Annotated in this window: 17 protein-coding genes and 1 pseudogene; 7 read left to right on the top strand and 11 right to left on the bottom strand. The window is 60.1% G+C overall.

Annotated features, from left to right (window positions below; translation table 11 throughout):
- Positions 1–146 precede the first annotated feature (146 nt).
- The 3 genes from ABD903_RS12755 (at position 147) to ABD903_RS12745 (ending at position 4,785) form a co-directional block, all read left to right on the top strand.
- Complete coding sequence (locus ABD903_RS12755) at positions 147–1,667, top strand: xylulokinase (RefSeq protein WP_345224781.1); 1,521 nt, start codon at positions 147–149, stop codon at positions 1,665–1,667.
- A gap of 37 nt (positions 1,668–1,704) precedes the next feature.
- Positions 1,705–3,033: a xylose isomerase gene (gene xylA, locus ABD903_RS12750; RefSeq protein ID WP_345224780.1), complete on the top strand. Its 1,329-nt coding sequence runs from the start codon at positions 1,705–1,707 to the stop codon at positions 3,031–3,033.
- Positions 3,034–3,099: 66 nt separating this feature from the next.
- Entirely contained in the window at positions 3,100–4,785 is a 1,686-nt protein-coding gene (locus ABD903_RS12745) for a sodium/sugar symporter (protein WP_345224778.1), read from the top strand.
- A 175-nt stretch (positions 4,786–4,960) separates the two neighbouring features.
- Here ABD903_RS12745 and ABD903_RS12740 read toward each other — a convergent pair whose 3' ends face one another.
- The 11 genes from ABD903_RS12740 to ABD903_RS12690 all read right to left on the bottom strand — a co-directional run bounded on the left by ABD903_RS12740 (position 4,961) and on the right by ABD903_RS12690 (position 17,035).
- On the bottom strand, positions 4,961–5,500 hold the full coding sequence (locus tag ABD903_RS12740; protein ID WP_345224776.1) for a hypothetical protein: 540 nt from the start codon (positions 5,498–5,500) through the stop codon (positions 4,961–4,963).
- A gap of 206 nt (positions 5,501–5,706) precedes the next feature.
- Complete coding sequence (locus ABD903_RS12735; RefSeq protein ID WP_345224774.1) at positions 5,707–6,759, bottom strand: LacI family DNA-binding transcriptional regulator; 1,053 nt, start codon at positions 6,757–6,759, stop codon at positions 5,707–5,709.
- Between the two features lie 266 nt (positions 6,760–7,025).
- A complete protein-coding gene (hemA, locus tag ABD903_RS12730; RefSeq protein WP_345224772.1) occupies positions 7,026–8,306 on the bottom strand; it encodes a glutamyl-tRNA reductase in 1,281 nt (426 codons plus the stop codon).
- Between the two features lie 87 nt (positions 8,307–8,393).
- Positions 8,394–8,876 carry a group I truncated hemoglobin gene (locus ABD903_RS12725; protein ID WP_345224770.1) on the bottom strand — a complete coding sequence of 161 codons (483 nt, stop codon included), beginning with the start codon at positions 8,874–8,876 and terminating at the stop codon, positions 8,394–8,396.
- 30 nt (positions 8,877–8,906) lie between these two features.
- Complete coding sequence (locus tag ABD903_RS12720) at positions 8,907–9,338, bottom strand: hypothetical protein (protein WP_345224768.1); 432 nt, start codon at positions 9,336–9,338, stop codon at positions 8,907–8,909.
- A 10-nt stretch (positions 9,339–9,348) separates the two neighbouring features.
- Positions 9,349–10,260 carry a DUF5777 family beta-barrel protein gene (locus tag ABD903_RS12715; RefSeq protein WP_345224766.1) on the bottom strand — a complete coding sequence of 304 codons (912 nt, stop codon included), beginning with the start codon at positions 10,258–10,260 and terminating at the stop codon, positions 9,349–9,351.
- Between the two features lie 14 nt (positions 10,261–10,274).
- Entirely contained in the window at positions 10,275–10,883 is a 609-nt protein-coding gene (locus tag ABD903_RS12710; RefSeq protein WP_345224765.1) for a YceI family protein, read from the bottom strand.
- Between the two features lie 25 nt (positions 10,884–10,908).
- Entirely contained in the window at positions 10,909–11,298 is a 390-nt protein-coding gene (locus tag ABD903_RS12705; protein ID WP_345224763.1) for a c-type cytochrome, read from the bottom strand.
- A gap of 369 nt (positions 11,299–11,667) precedes the next feature.
- The gene (locus ABD903_RS12700; RefSeq protein WP_345224761.1) at positions 11,668–12,120 is read right to left on the bottom strand and encodes a carboxypeptidase-like regulatory domain-containing protein; all 453 of its coding nucleotides are present in this window, start codon (positions 12,118–12,120) and stop codon (positions 11,668–11,670) included.
- 386 nt (positions 12,121–12,506) lie between these two features.
- Positions 12,507–16,127 (bottom strand): ABC transporter permease/M1 family aminopeptidase, encoded by a 3,621-nt coding sequence (locus ABD903_RS12695; RefSeq protein WP_345224760.1) that lies wholly within the window; start codon positions 16,125–16,127, stop codon positions 12,507–12,509.
- Positions 16,124–17,035 (bottom strand): ABC transporter ATP-binding protein, encoded by a 912-nt coding sequence (locus tag ABD903_RS12690; RefSeq protein WP_345224758.1) that lies wholly within the window; start codon positions 17,033–17,035, stop codon positions 16,124–16,126. The genes ABD903_RS12695 and ABD903_RS12690 overlap by 4 nt, the downstream gene beginning before the upstream one ends.
- Before the next feature lie 434 nt (positions 17,036–17,469).
- Here ABD903_RS12690 and ABD903_RS12685 point away from each other — a divergent pair, with 434 nt between their 5' ends.
- From ABD903_RS12685 to ABD903_RS12670, 4 genes and pseudogenes are all read left to right on the top strand, one after another.
- A complete protein-coding gene (locus ABD903_RS12685; protein WP_345224756.1) occupies positions 17,470–18,546 on the top strand; it encodes a sensor histidine kinase in 1,077 nt (358 codons plus the stop codon).
- Positions 18,547–18,557: 11 nt separating this feature from the next.
- Positions 18,558–19,253, top strand: a complete 696-nt coding sequence (locus ABD903_RS12680) for a LytR/AlgR family response regulator transcription factor (protein WP_345224755.1) — start codon at positions 18,558–18,560, stop codon at positions 19,251–19,253.
- 174 nt (positions 19,254–19,427) lie between these two features.
- Complete coding sequence (locus ABD903_RS12675) at positions 19,428–19,778, top strand: hypothetical protein (RefSeq protein WP_345224754.1); 351 nt, start codon at positions 19,428–19,430, stop codon at positions 19,776–19,778.
- A gap of 59 nt (positions 19,779–19,837) precedes the next feature.
- Positions 19,838–20,644, top strand: a pseudogene (locus tag ABD903_RS12670) (carbohydrate kinase family protein); the annotation flags it as partial.
- Between the last annotated feature and the right edge of the window lie 21 nt (positions 20,645–20,665).

The raw sequence follows: 20,665 nt of genomic DNA, 5'->3' as shown, positions 1-20,665 counted from the left end.
CATTTGCTGGCTTGCCTTATGGGTCGGCTGCCGCAGGCAGGCGCCTTGTTCGCCAGCTAGCAAATCGTCTCGGTTCGGAAGCGGGCTTACCGCCAGCTTCCTTGTTTTGCCCCGCTACCAATCCACCCAACTTTCCCCGGTTACCCATGCTGCTCCTTGGAATTGATATCGGCACCTCATCGGTTAAAGTATCGGTGGTGGATGCCCAAACCCAGCAGTGCCTGGCCTCGGTGAGCTACCCCGAAACCGAGCGGGAAATCCTGACGCGGCAACCGGGCTGGGCCGAACAGCAGCCGCTGCAATGGTGGCAGGATGCCAAACAAGCGGTGTTGCAGGCCCACGCCACGCAGCGCTACAATCCGCAGGACATTGGCGCAATTGGCATTGCCTACCAAATGCACGGGCTGGTGCTGGTAGACAAGCACCGGCACGTGCTGCGCGACGCCATCATCTGGTGCGACAGCCGCGCTGTACCCTTCGGCGAGCAGGCTTTTGAAGCCATTGGGGCGGAGCGGTGCCTGACGCACCTGCTTAACTCGCCCGGGAACTTCACGGCTGCCAAACTGGCCTGGGTAAAACAGCACGAGCCCGAGGTGTACGCCCGCATCCACCAGGTGCTGCTGCCCGGCGACTTCATTGCCCTGCAACTCACCGGCGAAGCCACCACCAGCATTTCGGCCCTCTCGGAAGGCATTTTCTGGGATTTTGCCCGCCACGAACTCTCCGACGACGTTTTCCGCTTCTTTGGCTTCGAGCGCGGGCACATTCCGCCGGTGCGCGACGTATTTGTGCCGCACGGTCAGCTAAAGACGTCCGTGGCCGAGGAGCTGGGCCTGACCTCTGGCATTCCGGTGACTTACAAAGCCGGCGACCAGCCCAACAATGCCCTGTCGTTGAACGTGCTGCGGCCGGGCGAAGTGGCGGCCACGGCCGGCACCTCGGGCGTTATTTACGCCGTTACCGATCAGCTGTTTGTCGACCGTCAGTCGCGGGTAAACCCCTTTGCCCACGTAAACCACACCGCGCAGCAGCCCCGGCTGGGCGTGCTGCTGTGCATTAACGGTGCGGGCAGCATGAACCGCTGGGTAAAGCAGGCCGTGGGCCACGAGCTGAGCTACCCCGAAATCAACCAGCGCGCCGCTTCCGTACCGGCCGGCTCTGAGGGCTTGCTGTGCCTGCCCTTCGGCAACGGCGTGGAGCGCATGCTGGCCAACGAGCAGGTAGGTGCACATTTCCTTAACCTCGATCTGAACGTTCACACGGCCAATCATTTGCTACGGGCAGCGCAGGAGGGCGTGGCCTTTGCCTTCCGCTACGGCCTGGACTTGATGCGGGAAAACGGCCTGCACCCCACCGTTGTGAAAGCCGGCCGAACCAACATGTTCCTGAGCGAGGTATTCACGCAGGCCTTCGTGAATGCCACCGGCCTTACGGTGGAGCTCTACCAAACCGACGGCAGCGTGGGCGCGGCCCTGGGCGCGGGCATTGGCGCGGGCGTGTACGCCAGCCCCGACGACGCCTTCCGCCACATGCAGTGCCTGCAAAGCATCCACCCCAACGAGGAAGCCGCGGTGTACGATGCCGTGTACCAGCAGTGGAAAGAGCAGCTCCTGGCGCATTTGCCCAGCCTCAAATCAACCGTTCAAATTGAATTTAACCCGGCTTAACGGCCGGTTTTCCGCAAACCGACAAACCAACGAAACCATGAGTGTAGCCATCGGCGCCCAAACCCTGTTCAGCGCCATTCCTCAAATTCAATACGAAGGTCCTCAATCCGACAACCCGCTGGCGTTCCGCTGGTACGATGCCCAGCGCGTGGTGGCCGGTAAGCCCATGAAGGAGTGGCTGCGTTTTGCTGGCGCTTACTGGCACTCGTTTAACGGCTCGGGCGCCGACCCCTTCGGTGAGCCGACCCACCTGTTTCCGTGGGATACCGAAGCCGACCCCATTGCGCGGGCCCGCGCCAAAATGGACGCCGCCTTCGAGTTCCTGACCAAGCTGGGCCTGCCCTACTACTGCTTCCACGACGTGGACGTGGTGGACTACACCAACGATGTGGCCGACAACGAGCGGCGCCTGCAAACCATGGTGGCCTACGCCAAGGAGAAACAGCAGGAAACCGGCATTAAGCTGCTTTGGGGCACGGCCAACCTGTTTTCGCACCGCCGCTACATGAACGGCGCGGCCACCAACCCCGACTTTCACGTGCTGGCCCACGGCGGCGCGCAGGTTAAGGCTGCCATCGACGCCACCATTGCCCTCGGCGGCGAAAACTACGTGTTCTGGGGTGGCCGCGAAGGCTACATGACCCTGCTGAACACCGACATGAAGCGCGAGCAGGAGCATTTTGCCCGGTTTCTGCACACGGCCAAAGACTACGCCCGCCGCAACGGCTTCACGGGCACGTTCTTCATCGAGCCCAAGCCCATGGAGCCCACCAAGCACCAGTACGACTACGACGCGGCCACCGTCATCGGCTTCCTGCGTCAGTACGATTTGCTCGACGACTTTAAGCTGAACCTGGAAGTAAACCACGCCACGCTGGCCGGCCACACCTTCCAGCACGAGCTGCAGGTAGCCGCCGACGCGGGCCTGCTCGGCAGCATCGACGCCAACCGCGGCGACTACCAGAACGGCTGGGACACCGACCAGTTTCCCAACAACCTCTACGAGCTGACCGAGTCCATGCTGGTGATTCTGGAGGCCGGCGGCCTGCAGGGCGGCGGCATTAATTTCGACGCGAAAATCCGCCGCAACTCCACCGACGCGCAGGATTTGTTTCACGCCCACATCGGCGGCATGGACCTGTTTGCCCGCGCCCTGGTTGCCGCCGACGCCATTCTAGAGAAGTCGGATTACCGCCAGATTCGCCGGCAGCGCTACGCTTCCTTCGATGGCGGCCCCGGCCAGGCGTTTGAGCAAGGGCAACTGAGCCTGGAAGATCTGCGCGACTTTGCGGCCCAAAACGGCGAGCCAGCCGTGGTGAGTGGCCGTCAGGAATACCTGGAAAACCTCATCAACCGCTTTATTTAAGGCCTTACTTTGCCCACGGGGCAGGGCCACGTCCTGCCCCGGTTCATCTGCTTTTCGCCCGCTTCTATGCAGCACCAGCTCTCCACGCTCGATTACATCGTGTTTTTCGTCTACTTCCTGATCGTGGCTGGCTACGGCATCTGGATCTACCGCCGCAAAACGGGGCACGACGGCACGCGGGAAGGCGACTCCAAGGACTATTTCCTGGCCGAAGGCTCCCTGACGTGGTGGGCCATCGGGGCGTCGCTCATCGCGTCGAACATTTCGGCCGAGCAGTTCGTGGGCATGTCGGGCTCGGGCTTTAAGATGGGACTAGCCATTGCCACCTACGAATGGATGGCCGCCGCCACGCTCATCATCGTGGCGGTGTTCTTCATTCCGGTGTATTTGAAGAACCACATCTTCACCATGCCGCAGTTTCTGCAGCAGCGCTACAACGGCACGGTAGCCATGATTATGGCCATTTTCTGGCTGATGCTTTACGTGGTGGTGAACCTGACGTCCATTCTCTACCTCGGCGCTATTGCCATCAGCAGCGTGTCGGGCCTGAACCTGGAGTTCTGCATGTATGCCCTGGCCGTCTTCGCCATCGTCATTACCCTCGGTGGCATGAAAGTTATCGGCTACACCGACGTAATTCAGGTGTTTGTGCTCATTCTGGGCGGTTTGGCCACCACGTACCTGGCCCTGAACCTGGTTGCCGAGCAGTACGGCAGCAGCGGCGTGCTAAGCGGATTTAACCTGCTAACCGAGCAAGCCGGCGACCATTTTCACATGATTTTCAACCGCGACAACCCCAACTACCTCGATTTGCCCGGCCTTACGGTGCTCATCGGCGGCATGTGGATTGTGAACCTCAACTACTGGGGATGCAACCAGTACATTACCCAGCGCGCGTTGGGCGCCAGCCTGCCCACGGCCCGCGCCGGCCTGTTGTTCGCGGCATTTCTGAAGCTCCTGATGCCGGTAATCGTGGTGCTGCCCGGCATTGCGGCCTTCGTGCTTTTCAAAGCCGACGTATTCAGCACCGAAATGATGCAGGACGGCGAGGTAAATCCCGACCGCGCCTACCCCGTGCTCCTGAGCATTCTGCCGGTGGGCCTGAAAGGGTTGTCGTTTGCGGCCTTAACGGCGGCGGTAGTAGCGTCGTTGGCCGGCAAAGCCAACAGCATTGCTACCATTTTCACCCTCGACGTGTACAAGAAGGTGTTCAACCCGAACGCGTCGGAAAAGACGCTGGTGAACATGGGCAAGGTTGCCGTGGTGGTGGCCATGATTCTGGGCGTGCTCATAGCGCCGCACCTGGGCATCGACAAGAAAGGCGGCTTCCAGTACATTCAGGAGTACACGGGCTTTGTGTCGCCGGGCATTTTTGCCATGTTCATCCTGGGCTTCTTCTGGAAGAAAACGACCTCGAACGCGGCCCTGTTTGCCACCATCGGCGGCTTTTTGTTGTCAGTGCTGCTGAAGTTCCTGCCCACGATGGTGAACCTTGCAGGGCTGGCACCGTTCGGATTTGCGGTGCCCAATCCGGCCGGGGTCTACGAAATTCCCTTCCTCGACCGCATGGGCATCGTGTTCGTAGTGTGCGTGCTGGTGATGGTGCTCATCAGCCTGCTGGAAACCAGCCGCGGCGTAAAAACCAACGGCCTCGAAGTCGACCCAAGCATGTTTAAACCCCAGCGCAGCTTCGTCATTGGTTCGGCCGTGGTTTTCGTGCTGATAACGGTGCTCTACACGGTTTACTGGTAGAGCCCGAAAGGAACTGGCCCAACCGCATCGGCCCCGGCTAGCCTCTAACCTGCAATAGGGGTTAGGGGCCGGCCGGGGCCGATGCGGTAATTCGATGCAAAACATGCGAGTCTAAGGTTTGGGCCTATTAACACACCCAAACATGTAAAATAATTTGACCGCCCCTTGCCAGCTATTAGCGCAGAATTACTTGTGGTTTGCCCGTCAAAGGATCATTAGGCATAGCTTGTCTAGGCGGTTTAGTGGTGTTGGTTTGGATACTGATTACCGTTTCCATATTCGTGGCGTTTGCAGGACTGACCTGCACTTGTCCAATAGCTTCGGGCACGAAGCGCAAGAAGGCTACTTGTGCGGCGGTCAGCCTGTTCCCATTGAGCACAAACACCACAGGGCCAGCCAAGCCGCGCTGGTTGCGGAGTTCCATAAGCGGTTGACTGCTTATCGGCTTATCGTAAGTTACGTCGACAAGGCCGGTGAAACTGATGTTCTGTAAGGAACTAGGCATGTCCTGTCCTCTGTAAACTTTCATCGCCCTAAAATCCTGCGGATTGAGTTGATCATAGAGGCCATTAGCAATAATAGAGGAGTTCAACAAAATAAGGGGCCCCGGTAAATTTTCGAGCCGCTGGGCCCTTGGAGGGATTTGCCCGTAGCCTGTTACAAAGCAGGCAGCTAAAAGAACAAGTAACACAAAGCGGAGCATAGAATTTTGCATGGTGCAAATGATTTCAAATTGAGGAATAATTACCGGCAACCCGTTACAGCTTGTAGGTTAAACAAATAGGCTTAAACTATTGAAAAAACCTCTAACTCGCAGGCTTTGCGTCGACGCCCAACCCGGGCAGCGTCGTTTTTAGCCCTTGACGCGTTACAGTTTCTGTTTTCTGAGTGCCCCCTAATAGTACGCCGGACCAAAAGCCCTTACCTGGGTAGCACCGGTTCCTTCTGCTTGTGCAACGACGACTCGCGCACCACCAGCTGGGGCTTGAGCACGATGCGCTGGCCGGTGAAGACCTCGCTGCGCTTGACCAGCTGCAGAAACAGCTGCACCGCGGCTTCGCCCATTTGCTTGCCCCGCTGGTCTACCGACGTCAGCCTGGGCTTTACCATGGTCGTGAACGGCTCGTTGCTGAAACCGGCCAGGGCAATGTCCTCCGGCACCCGGAAGCCCCGTTCCTCCAGTACTTGCATGGCGCCGCCGGCCGGAAAGTCGTAGGCCGAAAACACGGCGTCGGGGCGGGAGGGGAGCTGCAGCAGCTGCTGCATGGCAGCGCCGCCAGCCTCTACGCCGGAGTTGGCAAGCGGTACTACCAAGGAAGGGTCGTAAGGCAGGCCGTGGGCCAATAGGGCATCCTGGTAGGCGCGGAAACGGTCGAGGGTGGTGTTAACGGTTTGCGGGCCGGCCAGGTGGGCAATGCGGCGGCAGCCTTGCGCAATGAGGTGTTCCATTACCTGGTAGGCGCCGCGGTAGTCGTTTGCCACCACCCCGCAGGCCTGGGGAAAATCGGGCATGCGGTCGAAAAACACGAGGGGCGTGCCCTGGCTGCGTACCCGCTCGAAATGCGCAAAGTCCTGGGTAGTGTTCGACATGGACACCAGAATTCCGTCGACCTGCGCCTTCAGCAGCGCTTCCACGTGCTTTTTCTCGCGCGCTACATCTTCCGTCGACTGGCAGATCAGCACGCTGAACCCCGCCTGGCTGGCCACTTCCTCAATGCCGTGTACCACCGCCGGAAAAAACGCGCCGTTAATGTGCGGCACAATAACGCCCAGCATGTTGCTGCGGCCCCGCCGCAGGGCCGCCGCTAGGCTGTTTGGTTGGTAGTTCAGCTTTTCAGCCAGGGCCCACACCTGGGCTTTGGTGGCTTCGCTAACGTCGAAAGCGTTGTTCAGCGCCCGCGAAATGGTGGAAACGGAGAGGCCCAGCTCCTGTGCAAGGTCGGCAATAGAAGTCCGCTTGTTTGACTTGGCCATGGCAGCAAAAACAGGGAATACGGCCCTGAAAGGCCGGCCTGCAAGATAAGCAAGCCCGCCTGCCTAAACCCGCGGCCGGTACACTTTGGCTCAGTTTCGTGCGCCAAACATCGTGCGGGTATTTGCCACGAATGCGGTTTACCGTTGAAGGAGCGCAGCCGTTGACGCTAGAAGAAACATTCGAAATAACCGAGGTTCTGCCGCAAAAACACGACTGTACCAGGGTCGCGTTACGTCAAGATGCGCAGGAATGAGCCCAAGCCAGGCTACCAACCCGACGCCGTGACGGGCTGGCTCTCCAGGTCGAAAAGGGCGGCTAATACCTCTACCAACGGGCCTGGTTCGCCCCGCTGGCAGGCGGCTTTAAGTTGCAGCACCGGCTTCTTGAGCATCTTTTGCACCATGGAGCGGGTGAGTTCCTCTACCCGGCCCAGCTCTTCAGCCGACAGGTTTTTGCAATGGCGGCTTACCTCTTCCTGCCGCAGCTGCTCCAGAGCGTTTTTTAGCTTTTGAATGGTGGGTGAAACCAGCATTTCGTCGCTCCAGGTGCGTAATTCGGCCAGGCAATCGGCAATGATGGCGCGTACCTGGGGCACGGCCGCCAGCCGGCGTTCCAGCGTGGCCGAGGTGGTTGTTTGCACCTCGTCGAGGGTATAAAGCAACAGGCCCGGCACGTTTTCCACGGCCGGCTCAATGCTGCGCGGCATGGAAAGATCAACCAAGAACTTGTAGCTTAGAATATCGAGGTCAGCTACCAGGGACTCGGTAATGAGTGGCTTGCTGGTGGCTACCGTCGATATAATTACATCGGCATCCTGCAGGCCCTGGGCTAAATCGGCAAAGTCCAGCACCTGCAAACCGCACTCGGCAGCAATGACTTCGGCGGCCTCCCGCGTGCGGTTGCACACGGTTACGTGCGGGAAATGGCGGCTGGCGCCGAAATGCCGGCAGGTATCGGCGCCTATTTCCCCCGTGCCCACCACCAACACCCTGGGGGCTGGCAGGTGTGCCGTAAGTCGGGTTACCAGCTCCAGCGTGGCGTATGAGGTGGAGGCAGCTCCGTCGCGGAAACTGGTTTCCTGCTCCACGCGCTTGTGAGCGAAAAACACGGTGTGCAGCAGCCGGTGCAGAAACGGGCCGGCCGCTTGTTCATCCACGGCCCACTGATAGGCGCGCTTCACCTGGTTGCTGATTTGCTGGTCGCCAACGATTTGCGCGTCCAGGCCCATGGCCACTTCAAACAGGTGTTCCGCGGCGGCCGCTGCTGTAGGCAGGGATTGAAAAAAGCCGGGGAATTGCGGATTCGCTTCCAAGCCCTGCACCCGGCACAAAGCCGCCACAATGGCGTCGCGGCAGTCGTGCGGGGCACTGTAATATACTTCCGTGCGGTTGCAGGTGCTCAGCACAAGCACGTCCTGCAAACCCAGCTCGTTGTGCAGCACGCCCAATAAGCGGCGGCACGCAGCTTCGTCGAGCGACAGCAGCTCCCGCACGGCCAAAGGGGCGTGCTTATGGGTTAAACTGACGGCCTTAAATGGCTGGTGCATGGGGCAAAAGAAGTTGAAATCGAGGGTAAGGGCACTCGGCAGCCCGGCACCGCCGACAGAATTTGTAGGCGGTGCCGGGTCAGCCAATTAGTGGCCTACCACGTCGTTATGCATTTTGTCGATGATGAGGTAAAGCTCGGCTTTGTCGGCTTCCGATACGCCGTTGCTGTTCAACGAAGCCTCCAGCTGGGTGCGCCACACGGCAAACTCAGCATGGGTAATGGCCATGCCCGTGTGTGCCGACAGCATGCTTTGGCCCTTGTAAGTGAGCGGGCCGCCGGTGGCCTCACCCACTTGGTCGATGAAGTGGTTGCGCAGGCGCTGCAGGCGGTTGGGGTCGGTAGAGCCGGGCTTGGTCGATTCGAGCAGGGCTTCGTGCGTGCGGAAAAGCAGCGAGTTAGGGGTGCCGCACTCGGCGCCCACGTTCGCAATCAGGCCGTCAACAATCTTGGCAATGCCCTCGGTTTTGCCCAGGCGGTCGTACAGCTTGGGGGTTTCTTCTTGCTTGCCGCAGGAGTTAAGCAGCAGGGTGCCGGTTAGCAGGCTAACGAAGAGTAAGGAACGCTTCATAGGGAAGGAGTAAAGTGGAGTAAGAGGAAATCAGATGGATACGTACAGTCGGCGCAGGTTCAGCGCGAAGCGCACGCGCTCCATGGCCTGCACGTAACCGGGCGGCACCGGGCACTGCCGCCCGGCCGGGTCGGGTGCGGCTACGGGCAAGGGACGCAGGTTGCCCAACTCCCGGCACAGCTCCGCTGCGCTTAGGCGCTCGGGGTTGTAGGCCACCGTGAGCAGCTGCTTCTGCGGGCGCAGCGCGCAAGCGGTAACGCCGGGCAGGGCTTGGGCCCGCGCCTGAAGCTGCACTGCCGCCGGACCTTCCTGCAGCGCCGGAGCGCTCAGGGTAATAAATTCAGTGGGTGGGGCGTATTCGTGCAGGCTGGGCTCTTCCCAACTACTCCACGTAAACAGGGCTGCGGCCATGGCTGCGCCGGCCAACCAGCGGCGCCGGCGGTAAAAAGGCTTGGTAAGCACGAAGAAAAACTTAGCGCCGTTCTGGCTTGATGGTGAAGTTGCGCGCCACGGTAAAACCGAAGTAGATGTCGCCGGAGAAAAAGCGGCCGGTGGTTTCGGGCACAAAGAACTTCTCCGTCATGCCCAGCGAATTGGTCACGTGCAACTGAAACACGTGGCCGCCGGTTTCCAGGTCTACGCCCAGCCCGAGGGCGTTGCGAAAGTTTTGGGCAGTATGGTCCGAGAGCAGGTAGTAATAGTCGGCCGTTAAAGCCGTGCGCTTGGTGATTTTCTGGCGTAGGGCTGCCCCCAGGGCGTACACGTCATTGTCTTCAACGGAGCTGGTTACGTAGTTGCGGTGGATGAGCGTGGGCATCACCTGCACCGACAAGCCTTCATTAAACTTGCGGGCAATCAGCACCTGGTAGGCGTACGTCACGCGCGAGGACAAGTCGCGCTCCGCGGGAGTGTTGAACTTGAGGGTGGTAATGGCCGATGAGGCTACCAGCGCCACCGTTACCGGTACCGGGCGAGGGCCGGTGGTCTGGCGCAGGGCGCGGTACTTCAGGAAACCGTCGAAGGTTTTCTCCTGTGAGCTTCGTCCAATGCCCACCGTGAACCGGTCGGAGAGGCCGTATTCTAACCCGAGGCGCAGTACGGCCTGATCGAGGCCAAAAAAGTTGTACGCACCGCTGTTCAGCGTGCCAAAGCGGTGCTGAATCAGGAAGCTCATGGCACCCGCATACGGCATTTCCACCGATTGGGAATTGATGATGCGGTTGCCCTTGAACGTAGCCGTAACCACTTCCCGCTTAAGCGGGTCGGTGGTTTCTTTTTCTAGCTGGCCCAGCAGGTCGTCCTGCGCCTGGGCCGCCGGAGCCAGGGCCAGTAATGCACCGCACAGGCTCAGCAAAAAGGAAAAACGGAGTCGACGTGGTTTCATAAACGCTCGGAAAGTCAGTTGGAATTGGTGGCGCTGGGTAACGGCGCCGCGTTTCCTGCCGCGGGGTCGCAGGTCAGGCTTACTTTGATGCTTACAATCTTGGCAATGTTCTCGCGCACCAGCATGGGAATATCAATGCCGTAATCGGCCGGGGCCACGCTGAAAAAAGCGAAGGCGAGAACCTGCCCGTTTTTCTGTTCCATGGTGCCGGCCACCTTTACGTGCTTGGCCACGCCGTGCAGCGTGAGCGTACCCTCTACCTGCACCGGGTGGCTGCCCGATTTGGCCAGCATGGCCGCGTCGGCGCCCGTAAAACGTCCCGTGAACGTAGCCCGCGGGAATTTCCCCGACTCCATGTAGTTCTCGTTAAAGTGCTCCTGCATTAGGCTGCGCTTGAACGTAAACTCTTTAATGGGGGCGGAAAACGCCATTTGGCCCGTTCCCAGGTCCAGCACCGCTGCCACCGCTGTGTTGTGGGCTTCGATGTCCTCGATGATGCTGGTGGAGAAGAAGCTAACCCGGCCCGTTTTGGTCATGTACTTAGCCTGCGCCCAGCCCGGTTGCGAAACAACCAGCAGCACCAACAGCAAGCCCAATAAGTAGCAGACCGGTCCCGGTTTCATAGCACGTGTGCTTGGCTCAGCCCGCTTAATTATTGGGCTGGCCGGCATCTATCCAGGACTTGATGCGGGCAATGTCGCAGGCCGAAATCTTGGCGCCGCCTTTGGGCATGGGGTTGTAGCCAGCTTCGTGCGAGATGCAGCCCAGAATGAGCCGCGCCGACTGGTTTTTAATGGCTTGGTAACTACTGTAATCGTTGCCGCCGCCTAAGGTCTGGTAAACTCCGGCGCCGTGGCAGGAGCGGCAGTTGGTGTCGAAAATGGGGGATATAACGCCCGCATAAGTCACCGGCGTCGGGTCATTGCAAGGAGCCGGGTCGCCGCCGTTGGAATAGCTACAAGCCGACACCAAAACAAGCAGGCCCAGAGACGCGCCACTGATGACTTTGGTCACAGTACTGAGTAGAGCTTTTTGCATTATTCTGAAAAAAACGTGGTTTGGGGCTCGACCAAAGGGAGCCGTATGGCAGTCCTGAATTAGAAAAGTCCTGTAAAGCTGAAATAAAACATTCCCATAACGGGAAAGTTTCGCTCAAAGCGGGAATAAACTCGTTGAAGGTTGGCTTTCCTTCTTTAAAATAAGCGCAGGCCTACCACGATTTTTAAGTATTAGAATCTTTAGATAATTCAATGCCCACGGCCCACACGCTAAATGGGCTACTAGGTATGGTAGAAGGCCGTTTAGCGCATTAAAATCAGGTTAAACGAACTTGGTGTAAGCTGCTTTGCCCTCGGCGAAATCTGCTAGGTAGCAGGTTACGCCGAGGGCAAAGCAGGGAAATACAATTTATTGCAGGAAGGCGTCGCCAACACGGGTAACTTGCCCGGCGCGCTTGCCGCTGCGCTTAATGCGCGTGGAAGCGTCGCGCTCCAGCGTTAAATCGGGTAAAGAGCACGACGCTAAGGGCAGCAGCAGGGGCGTGTAACCGGCTGCTTCCACCGTGAGTATTTGCTTTTCCTGAACAGGCGCTTCCAGCTTAAATCGGCCATCCTGATCGGTAATGGTTATGTACTGCGTGCCTTTTACCAGTAAGGTTGCGCCAATCAGGGGCTTACCTTCGGCGTTGAGCACCCGGCCTTCCAGCTGTGAGCAGGCCAAGCGTTTAGCCGAGCCGGCAACGGACATGGTTTCCGTATCTGTTTCCAGTGAACCGGTCAGCTGAGCCGTTTCCGTTTGAGCCATGGCTGAGTTCGAGCCGAAAAAGAGAGCCAGAGCCAATAGGGAGCAGAAATGTTTCATTGGAGAAAGAAAAAGCCTCGAAAACGAGAATTGTGGATCTTCGGAAGGACTTGCCTTGCCGGTTAGCGGCCACGTATCAATGCGGATACGGTGTTGCTAAGCCGGCGCAAGCACGCTAACCTGCTACGCGGAGGTATAGGTTTTCGCTAATGGAAGCGGTAGCGTATGTCAACGGGGCCTTGCCGTGGCTGGGCATCAACTGCCCAGTCCTGCTGGTGCCCGTTGGTATCGGTGCGGAATTCCCGTTTTGGGAATCCAGCATCAATACTTATGAAGCCACAATTTTGTTTGGATTTTTTTCGAAAAAATATCCGCAAAGAATACATGCGCTTGAAGCAGTAACTCTTGGAGGCCCCCTGACCAAGACTAGGCCACAGGGGCTATCCTTAAAGGCTACGCGCTTGCTCTGACTTTATCTGCTGGAAATTATCATCTATGTTCCGGTCGATGAGCAAACGGCGCGGGTCGATGCCGGCACTTGCGGGTTTGTGCGGGAGGGTTACCGTCAGGGTTTGGGTTCCGGCTTGGATTTGGTGCTGACGCCGGTATAATTCCCGGCCTTGGTCACCGTTTTCACCGGCGGCATACACGCCCACTTCCACGAAGTCATTCAGCGGAACCTGGGTTTCCTGGCCTGCGCTGTCTACGGTTACCTTCCGGGCGTTGATGGTCAAACTGAGTCGCCAGCTAGTAGCACCCGCAGGCTCAACGTGGGCCTTGATGGCTTTCAACTCCCAGAATGTGTTGGCGGCCAGCAGGTCTTTCACTAAGTACCGAAGCGAATCGGGGGTAGCGGCTTGCAGTTCGTTGTACAAGTCGAGGGAAACAGGATAGGGCGGGCGGCCTGAACCGTGCTTACGAAGCAGCTGCCGCAGGGCGCCGTTCACCTGGTCGTGGCCGAGGTACTCGCGCAGGGCGTACATGGCGAAAGGGCCCCGGCGGTACACGTCGAAATGGTCGGTGGCGCGTAGCAGAGGTACGGCGGCACTTTCGCGCGGCGTGAGGTATTCGCGCCGCATCATGTGCATGAGGTGGGCGAGGCGCTCGGGGCCGTCGGAAGCTTCCACCACGTTCAGGGCGCTGTACCAGGCCAGGCTTTCGGTGAGCAGAGCGCCACCCTCCACGTAGGCGGGCACTACCTGGTGGCCCCACCACAAGTGCGCAACCTCGTGCGCCATTACGGCAAAGGGCAGGTCCAGGTGCCGCGGGTCGTTGCCGGGATTGGTGAGGGCAAAGCCTTCGGTGTACATAATAGTGCCCGAATAGGCCGTGAGGCGCATGCCGCCGCTGGCCCCCGGGGTTTCCACCAGCCGCAGCTGGCCGAGCGGGTAAGGTCCGAAGTGCTGGCTGTAGTGCGCCAGCGAGGCTTGCGCGCTGCGCACGAGGCGCGGCACAAGGTGGGCGTGACCGGGGTGGTAGAGAACCTGAATCGGGACGTTTTGCCACTGCGCCTCGTGCGTGGCGTAACGGCCCGAAAACAGGGCGTAAATGTTGCGAATGGGTGCTTGGGTGGCGTAATGGAAATAGCGTCGCCCTCGTTCCTGCCAGCTGCGGCGCAGCGCCCCGGGCGCCACGGCCGTTTGGTCGGCGTCGGTACCAATGGTGGCCTCGAAGTCGATTCGCTCCCGGCCCCTGGCGCTTTGCCTCCCCGCTGCATCGTGTACCGAGCGTATGGCCGGGCGCACCGGCAAGCCCTGCTGCCGGCGCAGACCGGCGTTGTGCAGCTCGCGGCTCGGCTGGTAGCCAACGGCGGGCAGCCAGTCCTTCTCGAGCCAGGTGCCGTTGGGCACCACGCCTATACTACCGGGTGAATTGGCAAAACCCACGGTGCCAATGTGCTGCTCGAAGTGCAAACGCAGCGTGTCGCCGGGCTGCAGGGGCTGGTAAAGGGCCAGAATATGGTAGCCCTGCGTTTCGTCGGCCAACGCCAGGCGCGTGGGCCGGTCGCAGCTGAGGGCTTGGGTACGCACCTCGGGGTGTGAAACCACGTGAATGGAGTCGATGGCAACGTGGCTTTGGTTAACGAGCCGGTAGGTGCCGCGCACTTGCGCCCGGGCCTGTTGCGGATACAGCTCTACATGGAGCCGGGTACCGGTGAGCACCGGCTGCGGCACGTTGCGGTACCCACCGTAACGGCGTTCGAATTCGGCTTTGTGTTGGTGTTGCGCGGCTTCGGGCCGGTAATGGTTCAGCACGTTGGTGTTATAGAAAATGAACCCGCCGCTGAGCACTACCAGTACTCCCGCGCCCAGCGTTGCCGCAGCAATGCCAGGCGTGAAGCGGCGGCGCGCCAGCCGGAGCCGCCAGCCGAGGCTCGGTTCCCGTCCGCGCGTCCAGAACAGCATCAGCACCATACCGAGCAGCAAAGCCCAGCCAAACCAGTACAGCTTAAACCACAGCCAGGGGCCGAGGCTGGTACCAAAGCCGTTCATGGCAGAATACCGCCAGCCAGGGTCGGAGCCGTAGGCCAGCAGGTGATGCCCGACGCCCAGCTGCTCGGCAAAGGCCGTGAACAGGTAGAGCAGGAACACCAGCAGATGACCCACATACTTGTCGCGCACCAGCACGTGCCCGGCAAAGGCCGGCACCGCAAACAACAGGTTATCGGCCAGCCGCAGCCCAAACAGCAGGCGCAGGTACAAGCCCACTTCGAAGCGGAAGTACCCGTCCAGGGCTTGCATGAGCATGCCGCCGGCCATAAACAAGACCTGTAGACCAGCCAGCAGCAGCGCTAGCCCTAAGAACTTGCCCGTGTACAGCACCCAGCTGGGCACCGGTGCGGTATCGGCTAGTTCGCTCAGGCCGGCTTCGCGTTCCTGCCACACCAGTTTGCCCGCGTACATGGTGGTGAGGGCCGCAACCATTAATCGAATGATCAGGTGTCCGGTGAGGGTGCTTATGCGGCCGGTGGTAAGCAAGCTGGGCGTGCCCAATTCTTCCTCCAGCAGCTCGGGGCCCAACAAAACCAGCCCCACCGCCAGCACCGGCACTACCAAGGCGCCCCAACCGGTTAGGATAGCCTGCAAGGAATGCCGCGCCACACCCAGCACCTGGAGCGCGCGCGTAACACCGGTAGCAGCGGGCACGGCAGGCGCGGAAGCGCGCGGCACCAACGGATAAAATCGGACTGGCTCCCGAGTGGGCATTGCTTCGGCCGAGTGAGGTGTGAAACGTTGGCGGATGCGGGCAAGCCAGCTTTTGCCGGGAGCGTGGTGCGCAAAGCGGAAACGCAGGTACGCCAGGGCCAGGGTGCCCAAAGCCAGGCCCAGCCACAGCAGCCGATTGGTAAGCAAACCGTCGCCCAGTCCCACTAAATGCGTGTTCTTTTGCGCCGGAGACCAGCTGTGCCAGAGTGCACTTAGCACCGTGAAACCCATGGGGTCGAGGTGTTTGCCCAAGGTCCACTGGCCCAAATGATCGGCAATGAATTCTTTGCTGACCAAGCTGAGCACAAACAACACCACCGCCCCGGCGTAGGCGGGCATTACGCGCCGGCTGAGCACCGCCACGCCAAACAGCAGCGTGGTACTCACCACGGCGTTCGGTAAGGCCAGCAGCAAGTAGGCGCTTAGGTAGGCACCCGGCCGAAAGGGGCCGATCAGCTCGGGCTCCAGTTTCAGCAAGCGGGCAACCACCAGCATAGCCAGCGGCACGGCCGCCAGCAACAGCGCATTCACGGCAACGGCGCCCAGTAGGCGGCCGCCCAGGTAGGTGGCTTTGCTCACGGGCACGGTGTAGTGCAGCGGCGCTAGGCGGGTTTGCAGGTCGCGGGTAGCAGCTTCGCTGGCCAGTGCAGCGGTAACCAGCAGCCCGATTAAGCTGGTAATAACGGTAACGGCCGCCACCAGCAGGGGCGCGTTAAAGTGAAAGCCGCCTTCGCGGGCGTCGCCCACAAAGCCGGAAGTAACCCAGGTGGCCAAGCCCAGAAAAGCGGCTAGGTACACCCAAGTTGCCGGGCGCCGCCGGTGATAAGCCAGCTCAAAGCAGAAAATTCCCCAGAGTTTCATAGCGCGAGGGCCGGCTGCGGCTGGTTAACAGACTGACCGCGGAGCCCCGCCATGACCGTGAAATACACGTCTTCCAAATCCGGCTCCACGGGCTCAAAAGCGTGACTGGGCTGCTCAGGGCTGTAGACGTGCACAAGCGTGCGGCCACCCAGCATTTTGGTAGAAATAACCGCGTGGTTTTGCTCCAGCACGGGCAGCTCGTTTCGCGTAATGAGCCGGCGCCAGATGTGCCCGCTCAACGCCTGCACCTCTCGTAGCGGCTCGCCTTCCAACAGAATTTCGCCCCGATTTACCACGGCCATGTGCGTGCATAATTCCTCCACATCCTCCACGATGTGGGTAGAGAGCAGCACCACGCTGTTTTCGCCCAACTCACTGAGCAGGTTCAGGAAGCGCACCCGCTCGGCCGGGTCCAGGCCGGCCGTGGGCTCGTCCACAATCATCAGGCGGGGGTTACCCAGCAGGGCCACGGCCACGCCAAACCGCTGCCGCATGCCGCCTGAGAAGCCGCCCAGCTTTTGCCGGCGCATGTCCCAGAGGTTGGTTTGCCGGAGCAGCCGCTCCACCACTTCGCGCCGTGCCAGACGGCCCCTGATGCCTTCGAGCAGGGCGAAGTAGTCGAGCAATTCTTCGGCGCGCATGTTGGGGTACACGCCAAACTCCTGGGGCAGGTAGCCCAAGGTGCCGCGCAGCTCATGTTTCTGGCGCACCACGTCGATACCGCCCAGGTGAATCTCGCCCGTGTCGGGTTCCTGCAGCGTGGCCAGGATGCGCATGAGCGTGGATTTACCGGCGCCGTTGGGGCCCAGGAGTCCGTACATGCCTGGCGGAATGGTTAGGGAGACATTACGCAGGGCCTGGGTGCCGTTGGCGTAGGTCTTGGAAACGTTGCGGATAGTCAGGTCCATTTGCTCTGGGGTGAAGGATAGGGCCGTTTGGGGCTTCTGTCAGAAGTGCCGCCAACCGGGAGCAAGAATAGGCCACACCGCAACCGGCCTAAACTAAATGTGACGAAGCCCCACAAAGCCGGGGCAGACGCTGCCGCCGGCACTGCAAAGCCAACGGCTTACTCCCGAGCCCTTGCCATCTGCTTCCAGAACGAAGCAATACAGAGCTTTCCGCCATGCGCGGCCCGTTGAGCGCAGCCCTAAAGCGGAATTCGTCACTTTGTTTGGGTCATTCATCACATTGGGTTGAGGGTGCGCGGCAGGCTGCCTAACCTTGCCGATGAAAGGGCTGCCGGAAGCGTTTGGCCACCGGCCGACAATTCCATTTCGGCCCAATCCGGCACAGCCGCTGCGAGCGGCAGTCGTTTACTTAACTTTCTGACTCCCTCTGCCCAATGCTTCCTTTACCACCCTTTGCCCACCGGATTGGGGCGTTCTTACGGCCGCAAGGCGAAAACCCGCCGTCGTCCTCACAAATCATCTGGCGCGATGCCGTGGTGGGCGTGGGCTTGTGGGGCCTGAGCATGCTGCTGCTGCTGGCCGCCGAGGCCATGGGCAAGCTGCTGTTGTTCTGGACCATGCTGGCTGGCTCGGGAATTCTGCTGCACTGCTACGCCGCTTATTCCTTAATTCCGTCGGTGCTGGGGCACAAACGCGCTTTTCTGCGCTACCTGCTAAAGGTGCTGCTGCTGCTGGCGGCTTCCGCGCTGCTCCTGGGCTACCTGCTGATGCTAGCCACCAACGACGAAGACATGCTAGGGATTTACAGCTTGTTTCACGTGGTGGTGCACCTGCTGCTCACGGCGCCGCTGAGCTGGGTGCTGTTTCGGCGACGCACGCGCGGGGAGCAGGCCCTGGCGGGGCTTAAGCAAGAGCTGGGGCAGTCGAATGCCACGCTGGACTCGCTTCGCTCGCAAATCAACCCGCACTTTCTCTTCAATGCCCTGAACACGCTCTACGGTACGGCCCTGCAGGAAAACAGCGAACGAACTGCGCAGGGCATTCAGATGCTGGGCGACATGATGCGCTTTATGCTACACGAAAACCACCAGCCCCGCATCCTGCTGGCCCGCGAAATTGAGTACCTGCGCAATTACATGGAGCTCCAAAGCCTGCGCATTGTGTCCTCGCCCAGCATCAGCATCGAAACTCACTTCGAAGAAGCTCCCGCGGCCAGCTGGATTGCACCCATGCTGCTGATTCCGTTTGTGGAAAATGCCTTTAAGCACGGCATCAGCCTCAAGCGCAAGTCATGGATTAAAGTGACCTTGTACCACACCCAAAACAAGCTGTTTTTCGACGTGTACAACAGCACCCACCCCCGGCCCGAGCAGGACCGGCTGGACGAGCACTCCGGCGTAGGCCTGGCTAACGTGCAGCAGCGCCTGGCCCTGGTGTACCCCGGCCGGCACGAGCTCGTAATTCGCGAAACGGCCAGTGAGTATTTCGTGCACCTGACCCTGGACCTGTAACACCCGCGCCCGTGAAAGCCATTGCCATCGACGACGAACCCATTGCGCTGGACGTGCTGCGTTCCTTGGCTGCCAAAGTGCCGTTTGTGGAGCTGCAGGCCTGTTTTAACGATGCCTTTCAGGCCCTGGAATACCTGCAGCGCGAAACCGTGGACGTGCTGTTTGTGGACATCAACATGCCCGATATTTCGGGGCTGGAGTTCGTGAGCAGTCTGTCTAAAAAGCCCCTCGTAATTTTCACCACTGCTTACGCCGAGCACGCCGTTACCGGTTTTGAGCTCGATGCCGTGGATTACCTGCTCAAGCCGTTTTCGTTGGCGCGCTTCGTTAAGGCTTGCAACAAGGCGCAGGAGCAGCTGCAGCTACGCACCCAAACTGCGGCGCCGCCGGTCAAGGATTTCTTGTTTCTGAAGATTGGGACCGAGCAGGTAAAGGTGCGGTTTGAGGAGATTTTGTACCTGGAAGCCGCCGGCAACTACGTCACCTTTGTACTCACCGGCAAGCGCCTGCTTACCCGCCTAACCATGCAGGAAGTGCTGGAACTGCTGCCCCGTGAGCAGTTTACGCGCGTGCACCGCTCCTTTGTAGTGGCTAACGACAAAATTGACAAAGTGGAGCGCCACCAGCTAGGCATCGGCAGCGCTAGCGTGCCGGTGGGGGCATCGTACGTGGCTCAGCTTCAGCTTATGGGTACCAAGCCGCGCTAGGCCGCTTAGAAGCATACCTGCTTCCCTTTATGGGGATTGGGTTCGGTGCTCAACGCGGGTAGCAGAATTACTCGTTAAAGGAAACCTAGCAGCGGCAGTAAAATCAGTTGAGCCGCGCAGGAAAAATTCCCCAAAACCCACCGCCGGGTTCCAGCGGCACGGTTCACACGAAACATGGAGCGACCCGCAACAATAGCCGACCGACAGCAGCTTGCCGCGCAGCAAACCGCACCACCTGGTACCGAAGCGCAGCCTTACGAAGCAGGGTTTGCCGAGGAACTAGCGTACCGTTTTGCCAGCAGCAAGGCCCCGGAAATACCGGCGGTATTGGCGGCTTGCTTCCCGCAACCCGACGCAGTAGACGGCGCCTACTTGACCACGGTTCTGGACGAGATAGAGCGCACCCGCTTCTGCGAAAAAGGCGTGGGCTGTGGCACCGAGTTCGTGTTTTGGGGCATCGAGTATTCGGCCCAGAAAATGACCACCGCCAGAAAATGGGTATCCGCATGCCAGACGCCCCAGTAGTTTGTTTCGGAGAAACCCTGTGGGACGTGCTGCCCACCGGCAAGTAGCCCGGCGGCGCGCCGTTTAACGTGGCGGTTCACCTGCACCAGCTTGGCGTACCGGTTCAGCTCATCAGCTGCGTGGGCCACGATGAACTCGGGGCTGAGCTGCTCGGCTTTGCCGCTGCCAAAGGGCTGCGCACCGGGTTCGTGCAGCGTAGCTCCACCCACGCAACCGGCGTGGTGCAAGCCAACGTGAACAATGCCCACGAGGTGACTTACCACATCGTGCAGCCCGTGGCTTGGGACTACATTCAGCCCGACCCAGCGCTGGATTTACTGGTAAGCCAAGCCGAGCTGTTCGTGTTCGGTAGCCTGGCCGCCCGCAGTCCGGTTTCCCGCGAAACCCTCCACCGCTTGCTCGGGCAGGCCCGCTTTCGGGTGTTCGATGTAAACCTGCGGCCACCACATTACACCCGCGCCGGCGTGGAATACCTGCTGGGTAAAGCCGATTTGGTAAAGCTAAACCACCACGAGCTGACCGAAATCATGGACTGGTTTGGGCAGCCCACCGAGTACTCCGTGGTCCTGCCGTGGCTGGCCGAGCGGTTCGGGCTGCAGGCCGTGTGCGTAACCTGCGGCGCCGACGGCGCCTTACTCTGGACCAACGGCAGTCTGCACCGCGCGCCCGGCGTGCCGGTGAACGTACAGGACACCATTGGCAGCGGCGACGCGTTTCTGGCGGCGCTGCTGCAAGGATGGCTAGCCGGCCAGCAGCCCGAAGCGAACTTGCGCTTTGCCTGCGCCTCCGGCGCACTGGTGGCTACCCGCGCCGGCGCTACCCCCACCTTCACCGCTGCCGACGTAGCGCAACTGCTGGCGAAGTAGGGGCAGCGGAGAGGCCACAAA

This window comes from Hymenobacter koreensis (assembly GCF_039541855.1).
Taxonomy (GTDB): Bacteria; Bacteroidota; Bacteroidia; order Cytophagales; family Hymenobacteraceae; genus Solirubrum; species Solirubrum koreensis.
Note: the sequence above shows the minus strand (reverse complement) of the source record. Positions and strands in the feature narration are given on the sequence as shown.